Here is a 24,626-nt window from a genome sequence, read left to right as displayed (position 1 = left end):
CAAATGGATGAAGAAAAAAACAAGCGCAGAATAACGAACCAGCCGGAGGGCAGCAGAGGTCTGCCCAAACGGGGAGATGGCCAAACGCCCAAACATTTTTCTTTTAGTTCTTTTAAAGGGAAGGTGCCGTCAAACGACGAGGTGACAACGGAAGAAACATCCCGGACGGCAGAGCCATCGATGCCTGAAATGACGGCAGACAACGATGTGATACCGAATGCTTCTGACAGTGAACCTTGGGAAAAGCAAGTTGAGCAAATGGACAATGTCGATGCGCCGGAAGTGGGGGCCGCTATTGAAAATTTAAATGCGGCAGCAGGGAAAAAAGGTGAATCGAAAGCGCCAAAGCGCCAAGGGTTGCCCAGAAGAAATGTAAGACAGGCACCAGGACCAATGCCAGAGCAGACAGCAGAAAAACAAGATGACGCAACGATGAGCGAAACAGCAAAGAAAAAAGCAGAAGCCAAGCGATCGACCGGGAAAGGGCGAAAAGCCAATTCAGGCAAAACGGCCAAAGCGAAGAAAAACCGCAAAGGCGGCAGCGGTGGAAAGACACCGACGGGTTTGCCGAGCAAAAAGAAAAAGAAAAAAGGCATGAAGACCTGGATGAAGGTTTTGATTGTGCTGCTGATTCTGGCCTTGGCAGGCATTGCGGCCGTTGTCGGTCTCTATCAATATAATCGCCAAGATATTTCCGATTATAAATATTCTCAGAAGCAGAAAACACAGATCATTTCAGCAGATAATCAAACTATTGGATCACTGTTCTCGGAGAATAGAACGTATGTTTCTTGGAATCAGATTCCGGACAATATGAAAAATGCGTTGCTTTCGATTGAAGACAGTCGGTTTTACGATCATGGCGGCGTGGACTATTTTGGAATTGTAAGATCTCTGGTTTCAAATCTTGTAAGCCGGGATGCGACCAGTCAGGGAGCAAGCACTATTACCCAGCAATTAGCAAGACTGTTGTTCTTGCCGGATATTTCGACAGAACAGACGCTGGGCGACTCCATTAATCGCAAATTCAAAGAAATTTCCATCGCTTGGCAGCTCGAAGATAAATATTCCAAGAATCAAATTCTGGAAATGTATCTGAACGAATATTATTTTGGGTCATCAGCATATGGGATTGAAGAAGCGGCCAAGACCTATTTTGGCAAGGATATTTGGAGCTGTAACTTGGCAGAGTGCGCCATGCTGGCAGGATTGCCGCAGGCACCGTCTGCCTATGCGCCAAACGCCCACTATTCAGCAGCAAAGCATCGACAGGAACAGGTATTGGATCGGATGACCAAACTGGGTTATATCACCGAAAAGGAAGCGAAGGCGGCCAAAGCGACACAGATTAATGTTGCAAAGTTTGATTCCAGTTCACTGAACAATCAAGTGAGATCGGGGTACGAAAAGTTTGTTAACCGCGCGCTGCAGCAATACGCGGAAGCGCAAGCACCTTCTGTGATGAAAACCCAGGGAATTTCCAAAAGTGAAGCCATTAAATACACTCGTAAGAAAGTGGCGAGTGGCGGGTATAAAATTTACACGACGGTTAACACGGGCATGCAGCAGCAGGCACAGTCGATTTCGCAGAGCAGGTATCCGGCGGGCAGCAGTGTGACGAATGTGATTGTGACGATGGATTTGGATGGCTCTGTCCGTGCCTATTATGGCGGCAACACGCAGATTGATATGGCCAATACTGCCAGACAGCCAGGCTCTAACATTAAACCGCTCTATTATAGCGGCGCGATCGATAAAGGATTATTTACGGCTAGTTCAACCTTGCCCAATCATTTCAGTCTGGGCAACTGGACGCCGGCGTCCCATGGTAAAGGGGAATCGGTATCGTTGACCACAGCCATCGTGCAATCGCTCAACGCGCCTTCGGCCTATGTGATGTATCGGATGGGCGTTAAGACCTCCATCGAGTGGATGAAGACTATGGGCATCACCACGTTTACCGATAATGATTATAATGTGGCGACTTCTCTTGGCGGGATGAGCAATGGGATTAAACCGATTGAAATGGCGGCAGCCTTTAACGTCTTTAATAACAGCGGGGTTTATAATCAGCCGAAGTTCATCACAAAAGTGGAAAATAGCAATGGCACGACGATCTTTAGAGCGTCGGATCTGAACCTCGATTCGCATCAGGTGATGAAGCAGTCGACGGCGACGACGATGAAGAGCATCTTGCGCCAGGTTGTTACCAGCGGAACCGGGACTGCAGCCAATGTTTATTCGACGGCCGGAAAAACGGGAACCACTGATGCCGGGAAAGATTTGTGGTTTACTGGAATCACAGGAAATCTTACCACCTCCATTTGGGTTGGCAACCTGAACAATGTGGCCCTTGGCGGATACGGGAGTCTTTCTGCCGGTGTCTATGGCACATATATGAGCCGGTTAGGCGCAAACGCCCTGATCACGGGTCTTAATTAAAAATCAATAGAATAGTAAAAGAGAGTGACAGCGAAAAAAGATCCTTGCGGGTTTCCGCAGGGATCTTTTTACAGGCTTAAACTTAATTTGGAAGGAGACTAAATGAATCGAGCTGAAAGAAAAAAAGTTTTAGAGTTACTCCAGGAACATTATGGGGATCAAAAATGCGGTCTGGACCATACGAGCCCTTTTGAACTGCTGATAGCCACCATGCTCTCGGCACAATGCACGGATGTGCGTGTTAATATTGTAACCGCCGAATTATATAAGGAATACAATACGCCGGAAACGATTTTGTCTTTGGGGGAATCAGGGTTATTGGAAAGAATCAAGACCTGTGGCTTAGCCAATACCAAGGCGAAAAATATCATCAAAACCTGTCATATGCTGCTGGAAAATTTTGACGGTGAAGTGCCAAAAACCATGACAGAACTGACCTCTCTCCCTGGCGTTGGACGAAAAACTGCCAATGTGGTGATGAGCAATGCCTTTGGTATTCCGGCAATCGCCGTGGATACCCATGTGTTTCGGGTATCTAACCGCTTGGGACTGGCCAAGGGAAAGAATGTGACAGAGGTCGAACGGGGGCTGCAAAAGAATATTCCAAAATCGCGATGGTCTAGTGCTCATCATCAATTGATCTGGCACGGCCGTAAGATTTGCTCGGCACGCAATCCCAAATGCGATATCTGCCCTTTGGCAGACTATTGCGATATGCGCAAACACGATCTAAAAGCTATGCGCAAAGCACAAGCAGCCGAGGATGCCGCATCGGTTAAAATAGAAGAAAAATAAGTTTGAGAATCGCTGATTTTTCGGCAAAACTGGCAAAGATTCAGGCTTGATTGAAAAAAATAGCTATGATATACTTTAAAAATTGAAAAGCCATAAATATTGTTGTTGGAGGATATAATGACAGCTAAGATTTTAAAGAATGAAAAAAACGTCGTGACCTTGGAAATGTCCATTCCGAAGGATAATTTCCAAAAAGCGATGGATCAGTCTTACAAAAAGAACAAGAAATACTTTACGGTCCAGGGTTTTCGCAAGGGAAAAGCGCCAAGAAAGGTGATTGAAGCGCACTATGGCAAGGGCGTTTTTCTGGAAGATGCCATTGAATTTGCTTTCCCGGAAGCCTATCAAAATGCCATCGCAGAAACCAAAATCGAACCGGTCACCCGTCCAGCGCTCGATAAAGTGGACGATGTGAGCGATGATGGAGCTGTTTTTGTGGTGAGCGTCGCGGTCAAGCCGGAAGTGACCCTGGGCGATTACAAAGGCGCGGAAATCCCGGTGCTCGAACCGACGGTTGAAGATACCGATATCGAAGAACGCCTGAAGAAAATGCAGGATCAGAATTCCCGTTTGGTGACTGATGACGAAGCGGAAGCCGCGAACGGCGATACCGTTGTGATCGACTACGAAGGCTTTATCGACGGCGAAACTTTTGACGGCGGCAAGGATGAAGGCCACAGCCTTGAACTGGGCAGCAATACCTTTATTCCAGGCTTTGAAGACCAACTTATCGGGGTAAAGTCCGGCGACGATAAAGAAGTCCATGTCACCTTTCCGGAAGATTACCACACGGCAGATCTTCAAGGCAAGGATGCGGTCTTTAAAGTCCACGTGGTTGAAGTGCAGCGCAAGGAACTGCCGGAGCTCGATGACGAATTTGCCAAAGATGTCAGCGAGTTTGACACCTTAGACGAAGTGAAGGACGATCTGCGTAGCAAAATTGCGGAAGAAAAGAAAAATGCGCAGCTCAATGTGGCACGTACGCAGGCGCTTGAACACGCCGTCGAAACCGCTGAAATTGATGTGCCGGATATGATGGTGGAGGAAGAAGTCGACCGCCAGTTTGACAATATGCGCCAGCAGATGAGCGGACAGGGACTCTCCATGGATGATTATTTTAAATTCACCGGTCAGAGCCGCGAAGTCTTTAAGGAATCCATCGCGCCGGACGCCATCAAGAATATTAAAGCAGATCTGGTGCTCGAAGCCATTGGCAAAGCGGAAGGCATTGAACCGACCGAAGAAGAAACTGACGATGAAATCAAAGAATATGCTCAGGCTTTCAATCAGGAATTTGACCAATACAAGGAATCCCTGGATGATCGCATGAAAGAATACATCACCGATTCCGTCAGACGGCGCAAAACACTGGATATGCTGGTAGATACGGCCAAGCAGATTGAGAATTTTGACGAAAAGCAGCAGGCGGAAACGCCATCTGCGGACGCTGAATAACAGAGGCGATTATCACGATGAATTTAGTACCAATGGTGATTGAACAAACGGGAAGAGGCGAGCGATCCTTCGATATTTATTCTCGTTTGCTCAAGGAACGAATTGTTTTTCTGGACGGTGAAATCACAGATGAAACGGCCAGTCTGGTCGTGGCGCAGCTGGTGTTTTTGGAGGCAGAAAATCCGGATGAGGATATCTTTATGTATATCAACAGTCCGGGCGGCTCCGTAACAGCCGGTTTCGCTATTATGGACACGATGAATTTCATCAAGTGTGACGTATCGACTCTGTGTTATGGGATGGCGGCCTCCATGGGCGCATTTTTGCTGGCGGCCGGTGCCAAGGGCAAGCGTCAGGCACTGCCGAATGCAGAAATCATGATTCACCAGCCGCTGGGCGGCGCACAGGGGCAGAGCTCTGATGTGGAAATCCATGCGCGTCATCTGCTTGAAACCAAAGAAAAACTGAATCGGATTTTGAGCGAAAATTCCGGTCAGAGTCTCGAAACGATTGTGAAAGATACGGATCGCGATCATTTTATGAGTGCAGAAGAAGCCAAAACCTATGGCCTGATAGACCAAGTAATCACATCCCGTGATTAAAGGCGCAGCTAAAAAGGAGAAGAATAGCGATGTCAGACTACGATCATTCCGACGGCATTAACCAGGTTCGCTGTTCATTTTGCGGGAAAACGCAGGCGCAGGTCAAGCGAATGGTCGCAGGACCAGGTGTTTATATCTGTGATGAATGTGTATCGCTGTGTCAGGAAATTATCGACAGCGAAAGCGAATCAGAACCGATCCTTTATACGGAGGTGCCGACGCCGAAGGAAATTAAAGCGGCATTAGATACCTATGTTATCGGCCAGGATGAAGCTAAAAAAGCGTTGTCGGTTGCCGTGTATAACCACTATAAACGCATCAATGCGGCGGAAACCGATGACGATGACGTTGAAATTCAAAAAAGCAATATTTTATTGATTGGCCCGACGGGCTCGGGTAAAACGTTGCTGGCTCAGACCTTGGCCAGAATTTTGGACGTGCCCTTTGCCATTGCCGATGCCACGACTTTGACGGAGGCCGGCTATGTTGGTGAAGACGTCGAAAATATTTTGCTCAAGCTTTTGCAGGCAGCCGATATGGATATTGAACGTGCCGAAAAGGGCATTATCTATATCGATGAGATTGATAAAATCTCCAGGAAGAGTGAAAATCCGTCAATTACCCGCGATGTGAGCGGTGAAGGCGTGCAGCAGGCCCTGCTCAAGATTTTAGAGGGGACGGTTGCCAATGTGCCGCCGCAAGGCGGGCGCAAGCATCCCCAGCAGGAGTTCATCCAGCTGGATACGAAGGATATTTTGTTTATCTGCGGCGGTGCTTTTGACGGCATTGAAGAAGTCATTGCAAAGCGGCTTGAAAAAGGGTCGATTGGCTTTGACGCCACCATTCGAAGCCGTGTCGAAAAGGAAGACGACGCGATGATGGAGAAAATCGTTCCCCGCGATATTTTGAAATACGGCTTGATTCCCGAATTTATCGGACGGATTCCCGTCATTGCGACGCTCAAACATTTGGATGAAGAGGCGCTGATTAATATCCTGACAGAGCCCAAAAACGCGTTGGTCAAGCAATTTCAAAAGCTTCTCAGACTCGAAGATGTCGATTTGACATTTGATCCGGAAGCCTTATCTGAAATTGCAAAAAAAGCCATGGCGACAAAAACCGGTGCCCGGGGATTGCGCGGAATTATCGAAAGGGTCATGATGGATTTAATGTATGAAGTGCCTTCAGAGTCGGATATTTCACGCATCACCATCACCAAAGACATGATCATCGATCAAGGCGGACCGATGATCGAACGCAATCGTACGACGGAAAAAGAGAATGCCGAAACCATTGAATCGGCGACGGATTCCCACGTGTCTTAATTAATTTCATCTCGATCGAAAAGGCAATCACCGTGATTGCCTTTTTTCGCATCGCGAAATAACCAGACAGGTGGCAGATAAACGAGGAGCAAATATATGAATTTAGAAAAGATAAACGCGTCTGAAGACAATGTGATTCTGCCTTCAGAACCGTTGATGGTCGGCCCGGATGACGACCAATTATCTTTACCGCTAATTCCAGTGCGCGGAATGGGCGTGTTTCCCGGCATGGTTTTGCATTTTGATGTGAACCGGCCGAAATCCATGGCAGCTTTGGAAGTAGCGATGGAAGCCAATCAGGTGGTTTTTTTAGCAGAACAGAAAAATCCGGAGACCGAATCGCCCGAAATTGAAGATTTGTATGACGCGGGTTGTGTGACGCGGATTAAGCAAATGCTCAAGATGCCGGGACACGCGGCCCGCGTATTGGTGGAGGTCGTGGCCCGCGGTGCCATTGAAACTTATCTTCAGACGGATCCTTATTTCGCGGTGCGGTTTCGCTATCTGGTCTCTGAATTTGAAATGACCCAGGAAAGTGAAGCCTTGCAAACGCTGGTGAAGTCGACTTTTGTGCGCTATATGCAGGAAACGCATAAGCTTCCCAACGATTTTGATGAAGCGTTAAGCATGAGCGACGATCCGGATCACCTGATTGATTTGATATGCTCCAATTTGACGTTGGATTTGCCGGCGGCTCAGGAAATCCTGCGAGAAACGAACGGTGAACAACGTTTAATGCTGGTTTATCGGACTTTAGTCAGTGATTTATCGATGATTCAGATTGAGCGTGGCATCACGGAAAAGGTTCGAGACGAGATCGATAAAAATCAGCGGGAATATATCTTGCGAGAGCAGATTAAAGTGTTGCAAGACGAGCTGAACGGCGGGGAGGCCGGAGAAGATCTGATCGACCAGTACCGGCGGCGTGTGGCAGATAAGAATCTCAATGATGAAGTGCAGGCCAAGGCTGAAAATGAAATCAGTCGTCTGGAAAAGGTCCAGGAGGGCTCTCCAGAAGCGGGTGTTATTCAGGATTACCTCGACTGGATTTTAGATTTGCCCTGGAATGACGCCTCGGAAGACCGTATTGATGTGCGCGCAGCGCGGAAAATTCTAAATCAGGACCACTATGCGCTGGATAAAGTGAAGGAACGAATCCTGGAATATATTTCTGTATTGCAGCTGACGGGGACGATGAAGGCCCCCATTCTTTGTCTGGTGGGACCGCCGGGGGTCGGCAAAACATCTATTGCCAAATCCATTGCCAGGGCACTGGGGCGTAAATATGTGCGGATGTCTTTGGGCGGTGTGGGCGATGAAGCGGAAATCCGCGGGCATCGTCGGACCTATGTCGGGGCGATCCCCGGCCGGATCCTCTATCATCTTAAGCAGGCCGGAACCAATAATCCGCTGTTTTTGCTGGATGAGATTGATAAAATAAGTCAGAATTTCCGAGGGGATCCAGCGTCGGCGTTGCTTGAAGTGCTCGACCCGGAACAGAACAGCACCTTCACCGATCATTATCTGGAACTGCCTTTTGATTTGTCTCATGTGCTCTTTTTAACGACGGCCAATTCGCTTTCGACGATTCCGCGGCCGCTTTTGGATCGGATGGAAGTGATCGAGGTCAATGGTTATGTCGAGGAGGAAAAGCAGGAAATCGCCCGGCGTTATCTCGTGCCAAAACAATTGGAAGCCCACGGCCTGACCAAACAGCAGGTGCGCATGAGTAAAGGCGCGATCAAAGACATTGTTAATTATTATACGAGAGAATCCGGTGTGCGCGAGCTGGAACGGGAAATCGCAAAAGTCTGTCGCGTCGCGGCCCGGGATATCGTCGAGAACCATAAGGATAAAATTGCGGTGTCTGTGCGCAATTTAGAAACATTTTTAGGCAGCCACCGCTACAGCTACGAAAAGATCCAAAAAGGAACGATTGTTGGTTTGGTCAACGGTCTCGCCTGGACGGCCGTCGGCGGCGTCACTCTTGAAATCGAGGTGCTGGCGGTTGACGGCAGCGGCAAGACGATGATCACCGGCAAACTCGGCGATGTGATGCAGGAATCTATTAAGGCGGCAATGGGCTTTATTCGTTCGCGCGCCGAAGTTCTAGGAATTCAGCCGGATTTCTTTGCGAAAAAGGACATCCATCTGCACGTGCCGGAGGGGGCGGTGCCCAAAGACGGCCCGTCGGCCGGGATTACCATGGCGACGGCGCTCATCTCGGCGCTGACCGGGCGGCCGGTGCCGCAGAATCTCGCGATGACTGGCGAGATCACACTGCTGGGACGGGTATTGCCCATCGGCGGTCTGCGGGAAAAACTGACGGCGGCTCACCGTGCCGGGATCACCGAAGTGATCATTCCCGAAGAAAATCAAAAAGATCTGGAAGAAGTGCCGGATTCTGTTTTATCAGCGCTTGACATCCATCCCGTCGGCAAGATGGACGCCGTCATCGATTTGGTTTTCGGAGAGATACAATGAATGTAACGAAAGCGGAAATCATCATCAGTGCGGTTTCACCGAAGCAATATCCTCAGGATTACCTGCCGGAGCTGGTGCTGCTCGGTCGCTCCAATGTCGGTAAGTCTTCGTTTGTGAACACGCTGATTCGGCGTAAAAATCTGGCCCGCACCAGTTCTCAGCCCGGGAAAACTCAAACGATGAATTTTTACCAGATCAACGATCTGTTTCGTTTCGTGGATATGCCCGGCTATGGTTACGCACGGGTCTCGAAAAAATCCCGGGAAAAATGGGGCACCATGATTGAGACCTATCTGCAGAAACGGGAAAATCTCGCCGGTGTGTTTTTACTGGTGGATTCCCGGCATGAGCCCAGCGAAGACGATGAACTGATGTTTAACTGGCTGACCTATTACGGCCTGGTGCCAACGGTGGTGATGACAAAATTTGACAAACTCAATGCCATGCGCAAGCGCAAGGCATTCAAGAATATCGCAGCGACTTTTCATCTGCCTACCAAGGATGTGATCCCTTTTTCCTCGGTGAAAAAAGACGGCTATGACGCGGCTTGGAAGCGCATTGAAACGGCACTTGCGGCCTACCGCGCCCGAAACGAAGGTCAGAATCAATCGCAAAATCCGTCAGGCGATGTGTAAACGCATGCCTACAATCGTCGGCGAGGTGCAGATTCGCACTTTGGCCAAAATTTTAAATATTCCGCTGATCGGGATAACCGATCCGACACCTTTGAACAATTTTTTGCCGCGGCTTCAAGCGCGGCAGAGAGCTAACGACGGAACCATCCCTTTTGTGCGCATCGAAGCAGAAAAACGCATTGATTTTCGCTCGGTTATGCCGACTGTTCAAACGGTGATTGTGATTGGCGTGCCCTATCCGCTTTTCCCGGAAAGAGCCGCCGTATCGGGCGAGGGGCGCATTGCATCCGTGGCTTGCGGCGAAGATTATCATCGGGTGGTGGGGCGAAAAATGGCCGCTTTGGTGGCGGCATTGAAAGTTTTGAGCCCGGAGCCCCATGCCTTTCAAACCTATGTCGACAACAGCTGTCTGATTGATAAAGCTTCGGCCTGGCGTGCAGGACTAGGCTTTTTCGGGAAAAATAATCTGTTGATTCACCCGGATTATGGGTCGGCTTTTAATATCGGTCAAATCCTGACCGATTTGCCGGTGTCTTTTACCGAGGCGGCGCCGATGTCTTGCCGGTGCGGTGATTGTGATCGTTGCTTGAAGGCTTGCCCGACGGGAGCGCTGGGGGAAGGTTTTGCCTTGGATTACTCGCGATGCCTTTCTAATCTGACTCAACAGAAGCGGCTGTCACCCGAGGAGGAAACGCGCATCCAAACCTTTGTTTATGGCTGTGACTATTGTCAGTGGAGCTGCCCTTTCAATCGAAAAGCGATGGCCATTTCTGCGGCGCAGGCTTATGGCGATCTGGCAATGCTTTCAGAGATGACCGAAGCGGATTTCAAAATAAATTTTGGAGAGCGATCCCTCGCCTGGCGGGGGGCAGCCGTGCTCAGGCGCAATGCACGCCTAGTAAAGGCGAAAAAAACGAAAAAATAATCAATTCGGTTGTATTAATGTTATAATAATGGCCTAACAAAATTTGAAATGTGATGAAGGAGTGATTCAACGATGGTACGCGTTCGCTTTGCGCCGAGCCCGACGGGCAATGTCCATGTCGGGAGTCTTCGGACAGCGCTTTATAATTATTTATTTGCCAAACAAAATGGCGGACAGTTTTTGCTGCGTTTAGAAGATACGGATCGAACCCGCTATGAAGAAGGGTCAGTCGAAAATTTGCTGGATGTACTTTACACCACCGGCATCGTGCCGGACGAAGGCTTGATGCTTGAAGACGGCAAGCCGGTTCAAAAAGGGGATTGCGGGCCCTATATTCAGTCGGAGCGGCTGCCGATTTATCAAAAATACATTCGACAGCTGCTGGACGAAGGCAAGGCTTATTATTGTTTTTGCACCAGGGAAAGACTGGACGATTTGCGAGAAAAACAAAAAGCGGCCGGGGAAACCCCTCGCTACGATGGCCATTGCAAACAGCTTACGCCGGAAGAGATCCAGACACGCATTGATGCCGGCGAGCCCTATGTGATTCGCCTCAAGCTACCTGAAGATACCGAAATCACTTTTAACGATATGGTCCGCGGGACGATTACCATTAATACCAAAGAGTTGGACGATCAGGTGCTGATCAAAGCAGACGGTTTTCCGACCTATCACTTTGCCGTCGTGGTAGACGACCATCTGATGGGCATTACCCATGTGATCCGCGGGGAAGAATGGCTGGCTTCGACACCGAAGCATGTCTATTTATATCAATGCTTCGGGTGGGAGCAGCCTCAGCATGTGCATCTGCCGAATATTCTAAATGCGGATCACAAAAAGCTGAGCAAGCGCCAGGGGGATGTATCCGTCGGAGATTTCTTGCAGAAGGGATATTTGCCGGAAGCGCTGGTTAATTTCCTGGCGCTCTTGGGATGGAGCCCGGAGAGCGATCAGGAGATTTTTACGATGGACGAACTGGTGACCGCGTTTGACGCATCGCGAATCAATAAGGCCGGAGCGGTTTTCGATCGGGAAAAACTCAACTGGATGAACGGCCAGTATCTGAAAAATCTGCCGGATGAAACGGTTGCGGAAGAAGTTGCGCCTTTCTTGATTCAGGCCGGGGTCATTGAGGAAAAGATTGTCACCGAAAAACAGGATTGGCTGGTTAAAGTGGCAGCGCTGCTGAAAGAGCGCATTGCCTATTACGCTCAGGCGCCGGAAGCATTATCGACTTTCCTCAGTTCGGATTTTGTCATGGACGATTCTGAAGAGGCGCAAACCATTATGGCGGCGGACACCGTTCCGATTCTCTATAATGCGCTGGTCGAAAAAATTCAAAAGACTGCTGAATGGTCGGCAGAAACCATTCAGCAGTCGATTATCAAAGCCATTCAAAAAGAACATAAGGCTGAAAAAATTAAAGGCAAAGCCCTTTACATGCCTATCCGGCTGATGATCACCGGCGTGATGCACGGCCCTGATCTGGCGTTGATGATGGAAGTGCTCGGCCGGACGGAGTGTCTGGCGCGGCTTGAGAAGTATCAGTCTTTGCAAAATGCGTAGTGCAGGGGGAGAGGATGACAAAGAAAAAGATCAATGGGAAATACGCCGTTGGGCTTGCCGCTTTTATTGCGGTACTGGCCCTTTGTGTTTATGTGCTGTTTCACGGCATTGCCGTCGGCATTTACGACATTGGCAATATCAACAACCATATGAGCTATGGATTGGATTTGACCGGCGGCGTTAATGTGGTGCTGCAGGCTAAGCCGACCAAAGGCAGCAAGCTGACTGACGAGAAGATGGAAAGCACGGTGGCGGCGCTTAAAAACCGCGTCGATACGCTGGGTGTTTCTGAAGCGACAGTGACGAAGCAGGGCACGAATCGCATTCGTGTGCAGATTCCGTCTATTTCGGATCAGCAGGAAGCTCTGGATATGATCGGCAAGACCGCTCAGCTGAAGTTTAAAGATCCTAACGGCAAAACCATTTTGACCGGGAATCACGTCACCACGGCGAAGGCGGTTAACCAAAAGAATAACAGCGGCGTGACTCAGGCTGTCGTCTCCCTTAAGTTTGATAAAAAAGGAACCAAGGCCTTTGCAAATGCCACGCGGAAATACCTGGGACAGACCATCACAATTAAACTGGACGGTGAAACCATTTCGGCGCCGAAGGTGAACGCGGCGATCACCAACGGCGAAGCGGTGATTGAAGGCATGAAGAATATGGACGAAGCGTCCAACCTGGCGGAGCTGATCCGCGGGGGTGCGCTGCCGGTCAAGCTGACAACGGTGCAGGCAACGACCGTCGGTCCGACCTTAGGTGCCAATTCTCTTGAACAAAGCATCAAAGCCGGAGCCATCGGGATTTTAGCGGTGCTGGTGTTTATGCTCGTGTTTTACCGCGGCCTCGGCGTCATTGCGGACTTGGCACTGATGATTTTTGTCATGCTGGATCTGTTCTTCATGTCGGCGATGAAAGTGACGCTTACTTTGCCCGGAATAGCCGGTATGATTTTAACTGTTGGGATGGCCGTTGACGCCAATGTCATCATTTTCGAGCGCATCAAAGAGGAAGCGCGTGGCGGCGGATCGCTGCAGTCCGCTGTGAATGCCGGCTTTAAAAATGCGATGCGGTCGATTCTTGATTCGAACATCACGACGCTCATCGCCGGGTTTGTGCTCTTTTTTATGGGGACCGGCTCGGCTCAGGGATTTGCGCTGACCTTGGTCGTCGGGATTATTTTGTCGATGTTAACGGCCGTGGTGATTACCCGGCAATTGATTAAACTGGTGCTGGCTTCTAATCTCATCGGCAGTTCGGCGTTTTATGGCATTTAAGGAGGCAGTCATGGCGAAAGAACAAAAGAAAAAGCGAATCCTTCCTTTTATTGAGCATACCAAAATCTGGCTGTCTATTTCCCTGATTTTAGTGATTGTCGCCGTCGGAGCGCTGGGCGTCCGCGGGCTGAACTTCGGTATTGACTTTGCCGGCGGGACGACGGTGACGGTCAATTTGCACCAAGCCTTCAAAACAGAAGAGATTCGAAGTATCACCAAGACGTTCGATAGGCATGCGGATATCACGTATTCGGGGAATGCCAAACAAAGCGCTGTGATCAGCACCAAGGTGAGCCTGAACAACGCGCAGCAGAAAAAACTGCTGAGGGATTTTCAGAAACACTACCCGAAGGTTCAGCAGAAAGACGTATCGGTGGATCGCATTACGGCCAGTGTTGGGCGGGAAACCACGCGCAATACAATTCTGGCGTCGTTGGCGGCCATCGCGCTGATCTTGGTTTACGTGACGATCCGGTTTGAATTTTTCTTCGGCTTGGCGTCGGTCATTGCCTTATTCCACGATATCATCGTGGTGATTGGGGTGTATGCCCTTTTCCAGATTCAGGTCAATTCGCCGTTTATTGCCGCGATTCTGACAATCCTGGGATATTCGATTAACGATACCATTGTCGTGTTTGACCGCATTCGCGAAAATGAAAACGAAATGGGGATGGCGAATATCGCAGAGATGACTAAACTGGTAGATGTCAGCATCACCCAGACTTTGAAGCGGAGCATTAACACCGTCGCGACAACGCTAGTAGCCATCATTGCGCTTTATATTTTCGCGGTGGATGCCATTCGCAATTTTGCTATGCCGCTCATTGTAGGGATTGCCTGCGGGTGTTATTCGTCCATTTTTGTGGCGAGTCCGCTGTGGGTGATTTTCCAAAAACACGCAAAAAAATCGCGCTTCAACACGAAGCAACATAAACGAGCTAAGAGACGGCGTGACCGAAAAGTTGAAAAAATTGAAGTTTGACCATGGTCGGAGCCAGGAAAACCGAGCAGAGTTTCTCTGTTCGGTTTTCTTTGAATGGTGCATTTTCAAAATGAGAAAAGAGAGCAAGGCAGATGATGAAAACCATTTGGAGATTAAGACACCCGCAGTCCTCGGAAAGTGAGGCGCAAATCGAGGAAATTGCAGAAATCTGCAATGTGCCAAAGGCAGTGGCGCGCATGGCCTTTTTCCGGGGTTGTGAAGACGCGGAAGCCGCCATGGCTTATCTGGAGCCGAATCCGGAAGATTTTCACGATCCGTGGATGCTGCCGGACATGCGCCCGGCGGTGGCGCGCCTGCAGCAGGCCAAGGCTTTAAAACAAAAAGTGTGCATCTACGGAGACTACGATGTGGACGGCACCACCGCCGTCTCCATGCTGCTCAAATATTTGGGTGAGATGGGGCTGGACGTGTGCTTTAAAATTCCCAACCGTCTGACGGAAGGCTATGGGATGAATGCGCCGGCCGTGCAGATGCTGGCAACTGACGGCGTCAAGCTGATCGTGACGGTGGACAACGGCATCGCAGCGAAGGATGAAATTCTGTTGGCGAATGCATTGGGCATGGACGTGATTGTGACAGACCACCATGAATGCCAGGGCGATTTGCCCGAAGCCCTGGCTGTGATCGACGCCAAGCGGCCGGATTCGGCTTATCCCTTTTCGGAGCTTTGCGGTGCGGGAATTGCCTTTAAACTCATTCAGGCACTGCAGATGGCAGCGGGCACAGAGGACGACCTTCGGGAATACATCGAATGTGCGGCGATGGCCACGGTGGCGGATATTGTGCCTTTGCAGGACGAGAACCGGCTGATCGTTCGTCTGGGATTGGCCTCGATGAATGAGGGCTGCCAGAATCCGGGGATTAAAGCTCTTAAAATTGTCAGCGATGTCGAAACGGTTACGACAGGCAATGTGGGTTATGTGCTCGCGCCAAAGATCAACGCGGCGGGGCGTCTCGGCGCGGCAGACCGCGTGGTGGATTTATATACCGGCACGGATGCGGTGGCGATCACGGCGGCGGCTTCCTTTTTAAAAGACGAAAACGAGAAGCGTCAGGCCATCGAAAAAAATATTTACGATCAGGCTTATGCAGCGGTGCAGAGCAAAAAGCTGGATCAGAATGTGTTCATTTTGACAGCCGGCGAGGGCTGGCATTCCGGCGTGATCGGTATTGTGGCCAGCCGTCTGCAGGAAACCTGGTATCATCCGGTGATTGTGGTGGGCATCGACGACGACGGGACGGCGCGGGGGAGCTGCCGCTCGGTGGAGGGAATCAACATTTTTGATGCCTTTTCGAGCTGTGCATCGCTGTTTGAAACTTACGGCGGTCATGCCATGGCGGCCGGTTTTTCAATCCGGGAAGAAAATATTGCCGAATTGGCGGAGCGCCTGGCAGTCTGGGCGGCCGACAACGGGGCGGCTGCGCATTTAAAAAAGACGATTTATTATGATGGCGATCTGACCAGCCGCGATCTCGATTGGGCGCTGATGGACGGCCTGGCGATGTGCGAGCCCTATGGCGTGGCCAATCCGGGGCCGGTATTTCAATTTGCGGCGACGGCGCCTTTGGATGTGCGCGCCATGGGCAAGGACGGTGCGCATTTAAGCTTTCGTTTGGGCAATACGCGTTGCGTCGCCTTTGGCGCGGGAGATCAGGCAGCGGCCGCGGCGCGGGGAACCTTGCGTTTTCTGGCTGCGCCCAAGATCAACCATTTTCGCGGGCAAGACAATATAGAACTTGTGGTGCGGGATTTAAAACCCGATCCGCTTTATGACAACCGGCAGTGTTGGCACTGGCTTCATACATTGACAAAGGGTTCGGAAGCGGCGGCTGCCGCATTGCCGATCCGGCAGATGGAAGCGGAAGCTCTCTTGCCAGGCCGCGAGGTATTGGTCGCGGTTTACAACTTATTGAAACATCAGGACGGTCAGCCGATCGCCTTTGACGTTTTGATGGATGAGGTGTCGGAGATCAACAGCTTTCAGCTTTTGCTGGCATTAGAAGCTTTCCGTGAAATCGGAATCATTCGGTACAGGCTCAAAAAAGGCGTTATCTTCTCAAAGATTTGCAAAACAGAACAAAAAAAGGATATTAAAAAGGCGCCGTTAGTGATAAAATTAAAAAAATATTTAAATAAAGATTGAGGTTAAAAATGGATTTAAAGAGTAAAATTGCGGTCTATCAGGATTTTCCAAAGGCAGGCATCAGTTTTAAAGATATCAACAGTCTGATTGCCGACGGCGACGCCTTCCGCTACGTTACCGATAAATTCTATGATATTGCCAAGGCACTGGACGTCAATATCGTTTGCATTCCGGAGGCTCGGGGTTATATTTTCGGCTCGGCACTGGCCTATAAGCTCGATGTCGGTTTGGTGCCGATCCGCAAACCGGGCAAACTGCCGGGCGAAGTGATGGCGAAGTCCTACACTTTGGAATACGGCAGCAACACCGTCGAAATTCAAAAGGACGCCATTAAAACCGGAGACCGCGTTTTGATCATTGATGACCTGCTCGCGACCGGAGGCACCATGAAAGCCGCCATTGATTTGGTTGAACTCTTGGGCGGCGAAGTCTGCGGCGCACTCTTTTTGATCGAACTGACCGATTTGAAGGGCCGGGAAACACTGAAAGATTATTATATCGAATCATTGGTTAAATACGATATTTAACGCTGGTCCTGATTTGTGATAGAGACTGATTGAAAGAGCGATCTGAATTTACCGTGAGAAGGAGGCACGTATGGCAACAGAAGCGGTTAAGCGCAAAATAGGCGATGTGATTGCCTTGGTTAAAAAAAACGAACCAGACGCGGACACGTCCATGATCATGCGTGCCTTTGAGTTGGCAGATGAAGCGCACGAAGGCCAGAAAAGAAAATCTGGAGAAGAATACATCATTCATCCGGTGGCGGTGGCTTATATCTTGGCGGAATACAAGATGGACACGGAAACCATTTGTGCGGCTCTGATGCACGATGTGATTGAGGATACCGATTATACCCATAAGCAAATTGCAACCATTTTTAACGCGCGCATTGCCGATTTGGTGGAGGGTGTCACCAAAATCGGGAAAATTGAATATCAGTCGAAGGAAGAAAGTCAGGCCGAGTATCTGCGCAAAATGGTCATGGCGATGTCGAAGGACATTCGCGTCATCCTCATTAAGCTGGTGGACCGGCTGCACAACATGCGCACCCTCGAATACATGAATCCGGCGAAACAGCAGGAAAAAGCGCGGGAGACCTTGGATATTTATGCTCCGATTGCCAACCGTCTGGGGATTCAAGCCATTAAAGGCGAGCTCGAGGATTTATCGTTAAAATATCTCGATCCGGAGGGCTATTACGATCTGGTTAAAAAGGTCAAAGCGCGTAAACAAGTCCGGGAAGAATATGTCGATCAGGTAATCGTCATCCTCAAGGCGAAAATTGATGAGACAGGCATTTCCTGCAAAATTTACGGCCGCTCGAAGCATTTTTATTCGATTTACCGCAAGATGAAGGCTCAGCATCGCCAGTTTGACGAAATTTACGATTTGATCGCCGTGCGGGTGATTGTGGATTCTATTAAGGATTGTTATGGCGTGTTGGGGCTGGTCCACACGGAATGGAAGCCGATCCCCGGGCGTTTCAAAGATTATATCGCGATGCCTAAGCCCAATATGTATCAGTCGATTCATACGACGGTGATCGGGCCCAATGGGGATCCCTTTGAAGTGCAGATCCGGACGAAAGAGATGCATCGTGTGGCAGAATATGGGATCGCCGCGCATTGGAAATATAAAGAAGGCAAATCCGGCGAAAAAAACGCGCATTATGAAAAACGCATCGCCTGGATTCGCCAGATCATGGAATGGCAGCAGGAGCTGGACAACGCCGGCGATTTGCTCGAGACGATTAAAGTTGATCTGTTAAACGAAGAAGTTTATGTATTTTCACCCAAGGGGCAGGTGTTTGAACTGCCAATGGGCTCCTGTCCGCTGGATTTTGCCTATCGCATTCACTCGGACATCGGCGATACCTGTGTCGGGGCGCGGGTTAACGGGAAAATCGTTCCGTTGAACTACACCCTTAACAATGGGGACATCGTCGAAGTGATGACCTCTAAACACAGCAACGGTCCCAGTCGCGACTGGCTGAGTTTTGTGAAAAGCGCTCACGCGCGCAATAAAATCCGTCAATATTTCAAACGGGAAGAAAAAGAAGAAAATATTACAAAGGGGCGGCTTGCGCTGGAGAACGAACTCAAGCGGCGGGGGCTGCAGCATTCTAAGCTGGGCCATCAGCACGAGCTGGAGGTGCTCAGCGAAAAGCTCAATTACAAAACGGTGGACGATCTTTATGCGGCCATCGGCTATAATGGTATTAAACTCGGAACAGTTTTCACCAAGATGAGCCTGATATTTCCGGAAATCTTCAAGGCGGATCCGGAGGAAGCGGTCGTCAAGAAAAAATCAGACGATACCAAGAAGAATTCCAACATCATTGTGGCCGGCCTGCGCGATATCGAGGTGCATTTTGCCAAATGCTGCAGCCCGGTTCCTGGGGATAAAATCATCGGTTACATTACCCAGAACCGCGGTATCTCTGTTCACCGGACAGATTGCAAAAACGTGCTCAACATTGTGGATACCGATAAAATCGTCGAGGTCGAATGGAATAAATTCGGCGTGGCCGGCAATTTTACAGCCGAAATCAACATCAAGGCAGATGAAGATCCGCATGCGCTGATTGAAATCAACAAAGTTTTTATTGAGATGAACATTCCCCTCAATGCGCTGACTGCGCGCAATGAGAAAGGAAAGTTTAATTATTTCGAGGCTGTTTTCGAAGTGAAATCGCGGCGTGAATTGAATCTGCTGATGAAGAACATCGGAAAACTGTCCAAAGTGCTTTCCGTGAAGCGGGTGTAGCGATGCGCGCGGTGATTCAACGGGTGAACAGTTCTTCCGTTTCGGTCGACGGGCAAATAATTGGCGCCATCGGGCCGGGGATCAATTTACTGCTGGGCATTGAGGCAAACGATACCGAGGCGGACATGCGCTATATCATCGATAAGACCGTTCATCTGCGGATTTTCGAAGACGAAGCGGGAAAGATGAACCGATCGCTTTTGGATGTGGACGGCGAGCTTTTGGTGGTGTCCCAATTCACTTTATGCGGCGATTGCCGAAAAGGACGGCGTCCCAGTTTTATGCGCAGCGGACCGGTGGCTGCAGCTAAAAAAAAGTATGAACGATTTGCAGCGCTGGTGCAGAAAGCGGGAGTGCGCAAAGTCGCGTTTGGCGAGTTTCAGGCCGAGATGCAGGTGCTCATCCAGAATGACGGACCGGTCACCTTGCTTTTAGACAGCCAGAAAACATTTTAGGAAACCCGGATGAAGGAGGAACGCTTGGAAATTCAGAAATACATGGTGGGGCCGCTTATGGCCAATTGTTATATCGCCTGGTCGCAAGAGGATGGTCAGGGCGTGATTGTCGATCCGGGCGGATGGCGTCCGGAGATTGCGCAGTTCATCGCGGATCAAGATATCAGCATCAAAGCGATTCTGCTGACCCACGGCCATTTTGATCATATCGGCGGATTGAATGAGGCGCGGGCCTTGACCGGCGCTCCGGTTTATATTCACGCGGACGACGCGGATTGCCTGAATTCGCCTGGGAAAAATATTGCGGCGCTGATGGGCATGACGGCGCATTTTGACCCGGCGGAAAGTTTGCTGCGCGACGGTGACGATATTGTGATCGGCGACCATCTGACGTTCAAGGTGATTCATACGCCGGGACACACACCGGGGGGCGTTTGCTTTTTGAGTGATGGCGTGATTTTCACCGGCGACAGTTTGTTTTACGCGTCGATCGGGCGGACGGATTTTCCCGGCGGCTCCTATCCCCAGCTGATTGCGTCGGTCAAAAAACTCATGACCCTGGACGATGCATTAACGGTGTTGCCGGGCCATGGCGAAAATACCACCATCGGTTTTGAACGAACGCACAATCCATTTATTCAGTAAAAGCATTTGAATGCGCATTTGGCGGCCTCGGGCCGCCTTTGTTATTGCCAAGAAATGAAACGGGAAAAGAAACGGGAAGATTCAAGCGGGCGCAAAAGTCTGGGTATGAACGGGTGTATAAAAATGGGATTCCATATGAATAAAATGACAACGCAAACAAAAGAAACGGCGTTTGAGGGATTGTCCCGCGTGAAGACAGTCTGTCTGGTCATGCCGGACCACGCGCCGTGGCGTACGGCGGCCCGGGAATTGCTGATGGCCTACCTGCCGGATGGTGATATTCAATTCGATGGCGAAGCAGACGCCATCATCCGAGTGGTCAATGCACCGGAAGGCCTGACCATCGCGGCGGCAATTTTTGACCGGCCCTCTTGCGAACGCACCTTTGAAGCGAAGGCCGACGAGACGCCGGACTCAGAGCGGTTCAAGACGCTCTTCTATCATTTTCTGAAAGACCTTTTTAATAAAACGCTGGCATGGGGAAGCCTCACCGGTATTAAGCCGGTTAAAATTGCCCACCATTATATGGCGGGTGAGGGGCTCAATAGAGAACAGGCCGGGGATAAGATGATGCGGGTTTATGATGTCAGTGTAGAAAAAGCCGCGCTGGCAGCAGAGATTGCCCATCGTGAAATGCCCATCGTCTATCCGCTGAACGATCATCTCGTGTCTGTTTACGTGGGGATTCCCATCTGTCCGGCCAAGTGCAGCTATTGTTCGTTTGTTTCTACCATTGCGGATAAAAAAGGCATGCTCTGCGCGGATTATCTGCAGGGGCTCATCTCGGAGATCCGGCAGATGGGGGCGTGGATGATCGATCAGCAACTGCGCGTCGACACGCTTTATATCGGTGGCGGAACGCCGTCGGTGTTGTCGGCCGACCAAATTGGGCAATTGCTTGCGGCGCTGAAAGAAAGCCGTATGATTCATCCAAAGCTGCGGGAATTTACCTTTGAAGCGGGGCGCCCGGAAACTACGACGCCGGAAAAGCTGGCGGTGCTTAAAGCCTTCGGGGTCAATCGCCTTTGTCTGAATCCTCAGAGCATGAATGACGAGACTCTGGCCGCCATCGGGCGCTTTCACACCGCGGCGGATATCGAGCGGGTGTATCGTCAGATTCGCGACGTCGGCTTTGACTGCGTCAATATGGATTTGATTGCAGGGTTGAATCAGGAAACGCCGGCGCAGTTTCTGACCTCCCTGGATCGGGTCGTGGCGCTGCGCCCGGAAAATTTGACGGTGCACAGTCTGGCCATTAAAAAGGGCTCGCGCATGAAGGCGGCCGGCGGTCATCACTATACGCAGCTTTATGATGCAGCATTTTACGATCAGATTCATCAGAAGCTTGCCGCGGCGGGTTATGAGCCCTATTATATGTACCGGCAAAAATACGCGCAGGGCAATGGTGAAAACATCGGCTATTGCCTGACGGGACATCCGGGGATTTACAACACGCTAATGATGGCGGAAAAGCAGACGATTATCGGGATTGGCGCCGGATCTTCCGGAAAGGTTTATCATGCGCAGACGGATCGCTTTAATAAAGTTTTCACGGTTAAGGATATCCGCACCTATAATCAGCGGGGGCAGCAGGTGATCGATCAGAAACTCACCAATTATCAGAATCTGATCGATCAGCAATGAGCGGGAACTTATGGCGGAATCAGGTGGTTAAACCTTGACGCCATAAGGCTTAAAGCATATAATAAAAAAATGTGAGAATTGGCCGCCTTTGGGCAGCTTTTAATAGAAGCAGGAGGAAATTTGGATATGATGGAAACCCATTTTAGATCCGCCACGTGCGGAGATATTAATGCGGATAAAGACGGACAAGTCGTCAAACTCGCGGGCTGGGCAGACAGCCGCCGCGACCTTGGCGGGGTGATTTTTGTCGATCTGCGCGATCGCTCGGGCATCGTTCAGCTGGTGATCAATGAGGAAGACGCCGGCGCGGATTTTACCACTGCTGAAAAAGTCCGCAGCGAATATGTTTTAAATATCGAAGGCACGGTGCGCAAGCGCGATGCCGAAAATGTCAACCCGAAGATGGCCACGGGGCAGATGGAGGTGCTTGTTTCAAGGCTGACCATTTTGGATACCTCGGCCACGCCGCCGATTTATGTCGAGGATGACGATAAATCGGGAGAAAATGTGCGCCTGAAATACCGTTATCTGGATTTGCGCAAGCCCAAGAATCAGAAAATTCTGATGACGCGCGCCCGGGCGGCCAGCATCGTGCGGAATTATTTGAATCACGAGGGGTTCTGTGAAATCGAAACGCCAATTCTGGGGAAAACCACACCGGAAGGGGCCAGGGATTTCTTGGTGCCGTCTCGCGTACAGAAAGGGAATTTCTTTGGTTTGCCCCAAAGTCCGCAGCTTTTCAAGCAGATTTTGATGATTTCCGGTATGGACCGTTATTATCAGATCGCGAAATGCTTTCGTGACGAAGATCTGCGGCAGGATCGTCAGCCGGAATTCACCCAGATCGATATGGAAATGTCCTTTGTGACCAAGGACGACATCATGCCGATTATGGAAGGGATGATCGCGCAGGTCTTTAAAGAAATCCGCGGCGTCGAATTAGAACGGCCTTTCCCGCGCATGACCTGGCAGGAAGCCATGGACCGCTTTGGCTCCGATAAGCCGGATATGCGCTTTGGCATGGAACTGCACAATCTGTCGGATATTTTAAAAGATTCGGACTTTAAGGTATTTTCCGGGGCGATTCAGCGCGGCGGCTCGGTTCGGGCCATCATCGCCAAGGATGCTCAGGGCAAGCTTTCCAAGAAGACCCTCAAGAATTTGGAAAAATTTGCCAAAATTTACAAAGCCAAAGGGCTGGCCTGGATTGACGTGAAAGACGAAGGCCAAAAATCACCGATTCTCAAATTTATTTCTGAGGAAGAAAAAGAAGCGATTTATAAAGAAATGGGCGCCGAAAACGGTGACTATATTTTTATGGTGGCCGATACCGATCAGATCGTATGTACCGCATTGGGTCAGTTGCGTTTGGAACTGGTTAAGCGCCTTGAATTCGACCTGTCGGATCAGTTTAAATTTCTCTGGGTGATCGATTTCCCACTGCTTGAATACGATGCCGAACAAGGCCGCTATGTGGCGGTGCATCATCCTTTCACGGCGCCGCTGGATGAAGATATCCCGCTGCTTGATACAGCGCCGGAAAAAGTGCGCTCCGATGCCTACGATATGGTTGTCAATGGTGTTGAACTGGGAGGCGGCTCTATCCGTATCCATAACGGTGATATTCAGGACAAGATGTTTAAGGCACTCAATTTGAGCGAGGAAACCGTTCAGACGCAGTTTGGTTTCCTGATGGAAGCGCTGAAATACGGGACGCCGCCGCACGGCGGGCTGGCTTTCGGCTTTGACCGGCTGATCATGATGCTACTTGATTTGGATAATATCCGCGACGTTATCGCTTTCCCGAAAACGCAGAACCATTCGGATCTAATGACGGAAGCACCGGCACAGGCCAGTCTTGACCAGCTCATCGATTTAGGCATCAGCGTCGACGACGATATCGTTTAAAATAGAATGTGACCTCAAGGCAGAACTCCCGAATCAAACGCGGGAGTTCTTGTTTTAAGCAGAAAGGGAGGTTTTAAAATGATTGAATATGGAACAGTTCAGAAAGTCAAAGGGAACCATGCTAAAGTCGTGATTCGACGGCACGAAATGTGCGCCAACTGCCAGGCGTGTGAAATGGCAACATCCGATAAGACGATGACAGCTCAGGCGAAAAACGAGGCGCAAGCGAAAGTTGGCGATGATGTGGCCATCGAGATGGAACTGGCGAGCTTGATGAAGGCGAGCGGCATCGCCTATGGGGCACCGCTCGTTGGTTTTTTTGTCGGTGTCTTTTTAGGGTATTATGCTTTGGCGCCAAGGCTCGGCTGGAATCCGCCGCTGGCAGGCCTGGGGTTTGGTATCCTGATAACCCTCGGGGTTTACGGTGTGATTAAATGGTTGGATCGGCAGGGTTTGTTCGGTCGCGGAGAATACGAACCGGTGGTGACAGCCGTACTCAATTCGGAAAATAATCCTTTAAAGCAAGGACCGGCGCCCGTTAAGGAACGCTGA

General features: G+C 50.1%; 19 protein-coding genes. All 19 read left to right on the top strand.

Going from position 1 to position 24,626, the window contains the following annotated elements:
• Positions 1 to 3 precede the first annotated feature (3 nt).
• The 19 genes from V3C63_RS04495 to V3C63_RS04405 all read left to right on the top strand — a co-directional run bounded on the left by V3C63_RS04495 (position 4) and on the right by V3C63_RS04405 (position 24,626).
• Positions 4 to 2,442, top strand: coding sequence for a transglycosylase domain-containing protein (locus V3C63_RS04495; RefSeq protein ID WP_329886614.1), 2,439 nt, complete (start codon positions 4 to 6; stop codon positions 2,440 to 2,442).
• Positions 2,443 to 2,544: 102 nt separating this feature from the next.
• Positions 2,545 to 3,237 carry an endonuclease III gene (nth, locus tag V3C63_RS04490; protein ID WP_329886613.1) on the top strand — a complete coding sequence of 231 codons (693 nt, stop codon included), beginning with the start codon at positions 2,545 to 2,547 and terminating at the stop codon, positions 3,235 to 3,237.
• 117 nt (positions 3,238 to 3,354) lie between these two features.
• Positions 3,355 to 4,692 carry a trigger factor gene (tig, locus tag V3C63_RS04485; RefSeq protein ID WP_329886612.1) on the top strand — a complete coding sequence of 446 codons (1,338 nt, stop codon included), beginning with the start codon at positions 3,355 to 3,357 and terminating at the stop codon, positions 4,690 to 4,692.
• Between the two features lie 17 nt (positions 4,693 to 4,709).
• The gene (gene clpP, locus V3C63_RS04480; protein ID WP_273270276.1) at positions 4,710 to 5,294 is read left to right on the top strand and encodes an ATP-dependent Clp endopeptidase proteolytic subunit ClpP; all 585 of its coding nucleotides are present in this window, start codon (positions 4,710 to 4,712) and stop codon (positions 5,292 to 5,294) included.
• A 29-nt stretch (positions 5,295 to 5,323) separates the two neighbouring features.
• Positions 5,324 to 6,619 carry an ATP-dependent Clp protease ATP-binding subunit ClpX gene (gene clpX, locus V3C63_RS04475; RefSeq protein WP_329886611.1) on the top strand — a complete coding sequence of 432 codons (1,296 nt, stop codon included), beginning with the start codon at positions 5,324 to 5,326 and terminating at the stop codon, positions 6,617 to 6,619.
• Positions 6,620 to 6,715: 96 nt separating this feature from the next.
• Complete coding sequence (gene lon, locus V3C63_RS04470; protein ID WP_329886610.1) at positions 6,716 to 9,103, top strand: endopeptidase La; 2,388 nt, start codon at positions 6,716 to 6,718, stop codon at positions 9,101 to 9,103.
• Entirely contained in the window at positions 9,100 to 9,738 is a 639-nt protein-coding gene (gene yihA / locus V3C63_RS04465) for a ribosome biogenesis GTP-binding protein YihA/YsxC (RefSeq protein ID WP_329886609.1), read from the top strand. Before lon ends, yihA begins: the two co-directional genes overlap by 4 nt.
• A gap of 4 nt (positions 9,739 to 9,742) precedes the next feature.
• The gene (gene queG, locus V3C63_RS04460) at positions 9,743 to 10,663 is read left to right on the top strand and encodes a tRNA epoxyqueuosine(34) reductase QueG (RefSeq protein WP_329886608.1); all 921 of its coding nucleotides are present in this window, start codon (positions 9,743 to 9,745) and stop codon (positions 10,661 to 10,663) included.
• A 72-nt stretch (positions 10,664 to 10,735) separates the two neighbouring features.
• Positions 10,736 to 12,229 (top strand): glutamate--tRNA ligase, encoded by a 1,494-nt coding sequence (gltX, locus tag V3C63_RS04455; protein WP_329886607.1) that lies wholly within the window; start codon positions 10,736 to 10,738, stop codon positions 12,227 to 12,229.
• A 14-nt stretch (positions 12,230 to 12,243) separates the two neighbouring features.
• Positions 12,244 to 13,506, top strand: a complete 1,263-nt coding sequence (secD, locus tag V3C63_RS04450; RefSeq protein WP_329886606.1) for a protein translocase subunit SecD — start codon at positions 12,244 to 12,246, stop codon at positions 13,504 to 13,506.
• Between the two features lie 10 nt (positions 13,507 to 13,516).
• Entirely contained in the window at positions 13,517 to 14,488 is a 972-nt protein-coding gene (secF, locus tag V3C63_RS04445; protein WP_329886605.1) for a protein translocase subunit SecF, read from the top strand.
• A 92-nt stretch (positions 14,489 to 14,580) separates the two neighbouring features.
• The gene (gene recJ, locus V3C63_RS04440) at positions 14,581 to 16,653 is read left to right on the top strand and encodes a single-stranded-DNA-specific exonuclease RecJ (protein WP_329886604.1); all 2,073 of its coding nucleotides are present in this window, start codon (positions 14,581 to 14,583) and stop codon (positions 16,651 to 16,653) included.
• 8 nt (positions 16,654 to 16,661) lie between these two features.
• A complete protein-coding gene (locus V3C63_RS04435; protein WP_329886603.1) occupies positions 16,662 to 17,180 on the top strand; it encodes an adenine phosphoribosyltransferase in 519 nt (172 codons plus the stop codon).
• A 70-nt stretch (positions 17,181 to 17,250) separates the two neighbouring features.
• Positions 17,251 to 19,422: a RelA/SpoT family protein gene (locus V3C63_RS04430; RefSeq protein WP_329886602.1), complete on the top strand. Its 2,172-nt coding sequence runs from the start codon at positions 17,251 to 17,253 to the stop codon at positions 19,420 to 19,422.
• Positions 19,423 to 19,424: 2 nt separating this feature from the next.
• Positions 19,425 to 19,877: a D-aminoacyl-tRNA deacylase gene (gene dtd / locus V3C63_RS04425; protein WP_329886601.1), complete on the top strand. Its 453-nt coding sequence runs from the start codon at positions 19,425 to 19,427 to the stop codon at positions 19,875 to 19,877.
• 24 nt (positions 19,878 to 19,901) lie between these two features.
• A complete protein-coding gene (locus V3C63_RS04420; RefSeq protein ID WP_329886600.1) occupies positions 19,902 to 20,522 on the top strand; it encodes an MBL fold metallo-hydrolase in 621 nt (206 codons plus the stop codon).
• Between the two features lie 135 nt (positions 20,523 to 20,657).
• Positions 20,658 to 22,166, top strand: a complete 1,509-nt coding sequence (hemZ, locus tag V3C63_RS04415) for a coproporphyrinogen dehydrogenase HemZ (protein ID WP_329886599.1) — start codon at positions 20,658 to 20,660, stop codon at positions 22,164 to 22,166.
• 126 nt (positions 22,167 to 22,292) lie between these two features.
• Complete coding sequence (gene aspS, locus V3C63_RS04410; RefSeq protein ID WP_329886652.1) at positions 22,293 to 24,074, top strand: aspartate--tRNA ligase; 1,782 nt, start codon at positions 22,293 to 22,295, stop codon at positions 24,072 to 24,074.
• A gap of 78 nt (positions 24,075 to 24,152) precedes the next feature.
• Positions 24,153 to 24,626, top strand: a complete 474-nt coding sequence (locus V3C63_RS04405) for a SoxR reducing system RseC family protein (protein WP_329886598.1) — start codon at positions 24,153 to 24,155, stop codon at positions 24,624 to 24,626.

This window comes from Pseudoramibacter faecis, from assembly GCF_036289405.1.
Taxonomy (GTDB): domain Bacteria; phylum Bacillota; class Clostridia; order Eubacteriales; family Eubacteriaceae; genus Pseudoramibacter; species Pseudoramibacter faecis.
Note: the sequence above shows the minus strand (reverse complement) of the source record. Positions and strands in the feature narration are given on the sequence as shown.

What these genes read in the sequence shown, in the direction of transcription:
- V3C63_RS04495 (WP_329886614.1), top strand. Translation starts at nt 4, where the DNA reads ATGGATGAAGAAAAAAACAAGCGCAGAATAACGAACCAGCCGGAGGGC.
- nth (WP_329886613.1), top strand. Translation starts at nt 2,545, where the DNA reads ATGAATCGAGCTGAAAGAAAAAAAGTTTTAGAGTTACTCCAGGAACAT.
- tig (WP_329886612.1), top strand. Translation starts at nt 3,355, where the DNA reads ATGACAGCTAAGATTTTAAAGAATGAAAAAAACGTCGTGACCTTGGAA.
- clpP (WP_273270276.1), top strand. Translation starts at nt 4,710, where the DNA reads ATGAATTTAGTACCAATGGTGATTGAACAAACGGGAAGAGGCGAGCGA.
- clpX (WP_329886611.1), top strand. Translation starts at nt 5,324, where the DNA reads ATGTCAGACTACGATCATTCCGACGGCATTAACCAGGTTCGCTGTTCA.
- lon (WP_329886610.1), top strand. Translation starts at nt 6,716, where the DNA reads ATGAATTTAGAAAAGATAAACGCGTCTGAAGACAATGTGATTCTGCCT.
- yihA (WP_329886609.1), top strand. Translation starts at nt 9,100, where the DNA reads ATGAATGTAACGAAAGCGGAAATCATCATCAGTGCGGTTTCACCGAAG.
- queG (WP_329886608.1), top strand. Translation starts at nt 9,743, where the DNA reads ATGCCTACAATCGTCGGCGAGGTGCAGATTCGCACTTTGGCCAAAATT.
- gltX (WP_329886607.1), top strand. Translation starts at nt 10,736, where the DNA reads ATGGTACGCGTTCGCTTTGCGCCGAGCCCGACGGGCAATGTCCATGTC.
- secD (WP_329886606.1), top strand. Translation starts at nt 12,244, where the DNA reads ATGACAAAGAAAAAGATCAATGGGAAATACGCCGTTGGGCTTGCCGCT.
- secF (WP_329886605.1), top strand. Translation starts at nt 13,517, where the DNA reads ATGGCGAAAGAACAAAAGAAAAAGCGAATCCTTCCTTTTATTGAGCAT.
- recJ (WP_329886604.1), top strand. Translation starts at nt 14,581, where the DNA reads ATGATGAAAACCATTTGGAGATTAAGACACCCGCAGTCCTCGGAAAGT.
- V3C63_RS04435 (WP_329886603.1), top strand. Translation starts at nt 16,662, where the DNA reads ATGGATTTAAAGAGTAAAATTGCGGTCTATCAGGATTTTCCAAAGGCA.
- V3C63_RS04430 (WP_329886602.1), top strand. Translation starts at nt 17,251, where the DNA reads ATGGCAACAGAAGCGGTTAAGCGCAAAATAGGCGATGTGATTGCCTTG.
- dtd (WP_329886601.1), top strand. Translation starts at nt 19,425, where the DNA reads ATGCGCGCGGTGATTCAACGGGTGAACAGTTCTTCCGTTTCGGTCGAC.
- hemZ (WP_329886599.1), top strand. Translation starts at nt 20,658, where the DNA reads ATGAATAAAATGACAACGCAAACAAAAGAAACGGCGTTTGAGGGATTG.
- aspS (WP_329886652.1), top strand. Translation starts at nt 22,293, where the DNA reads ATGATGGAAACCCATTTTAGATCCGCCACGTGCGGAGATATTAATGCG.
- V3C63_RS04405 (WP_329886598.1), top strand. Translation starts at nt 24,153, where the DNA reads ATGATTGAATATGGAACAGTTCAGAAAGTCAAAGGGAACCATGCTAAA.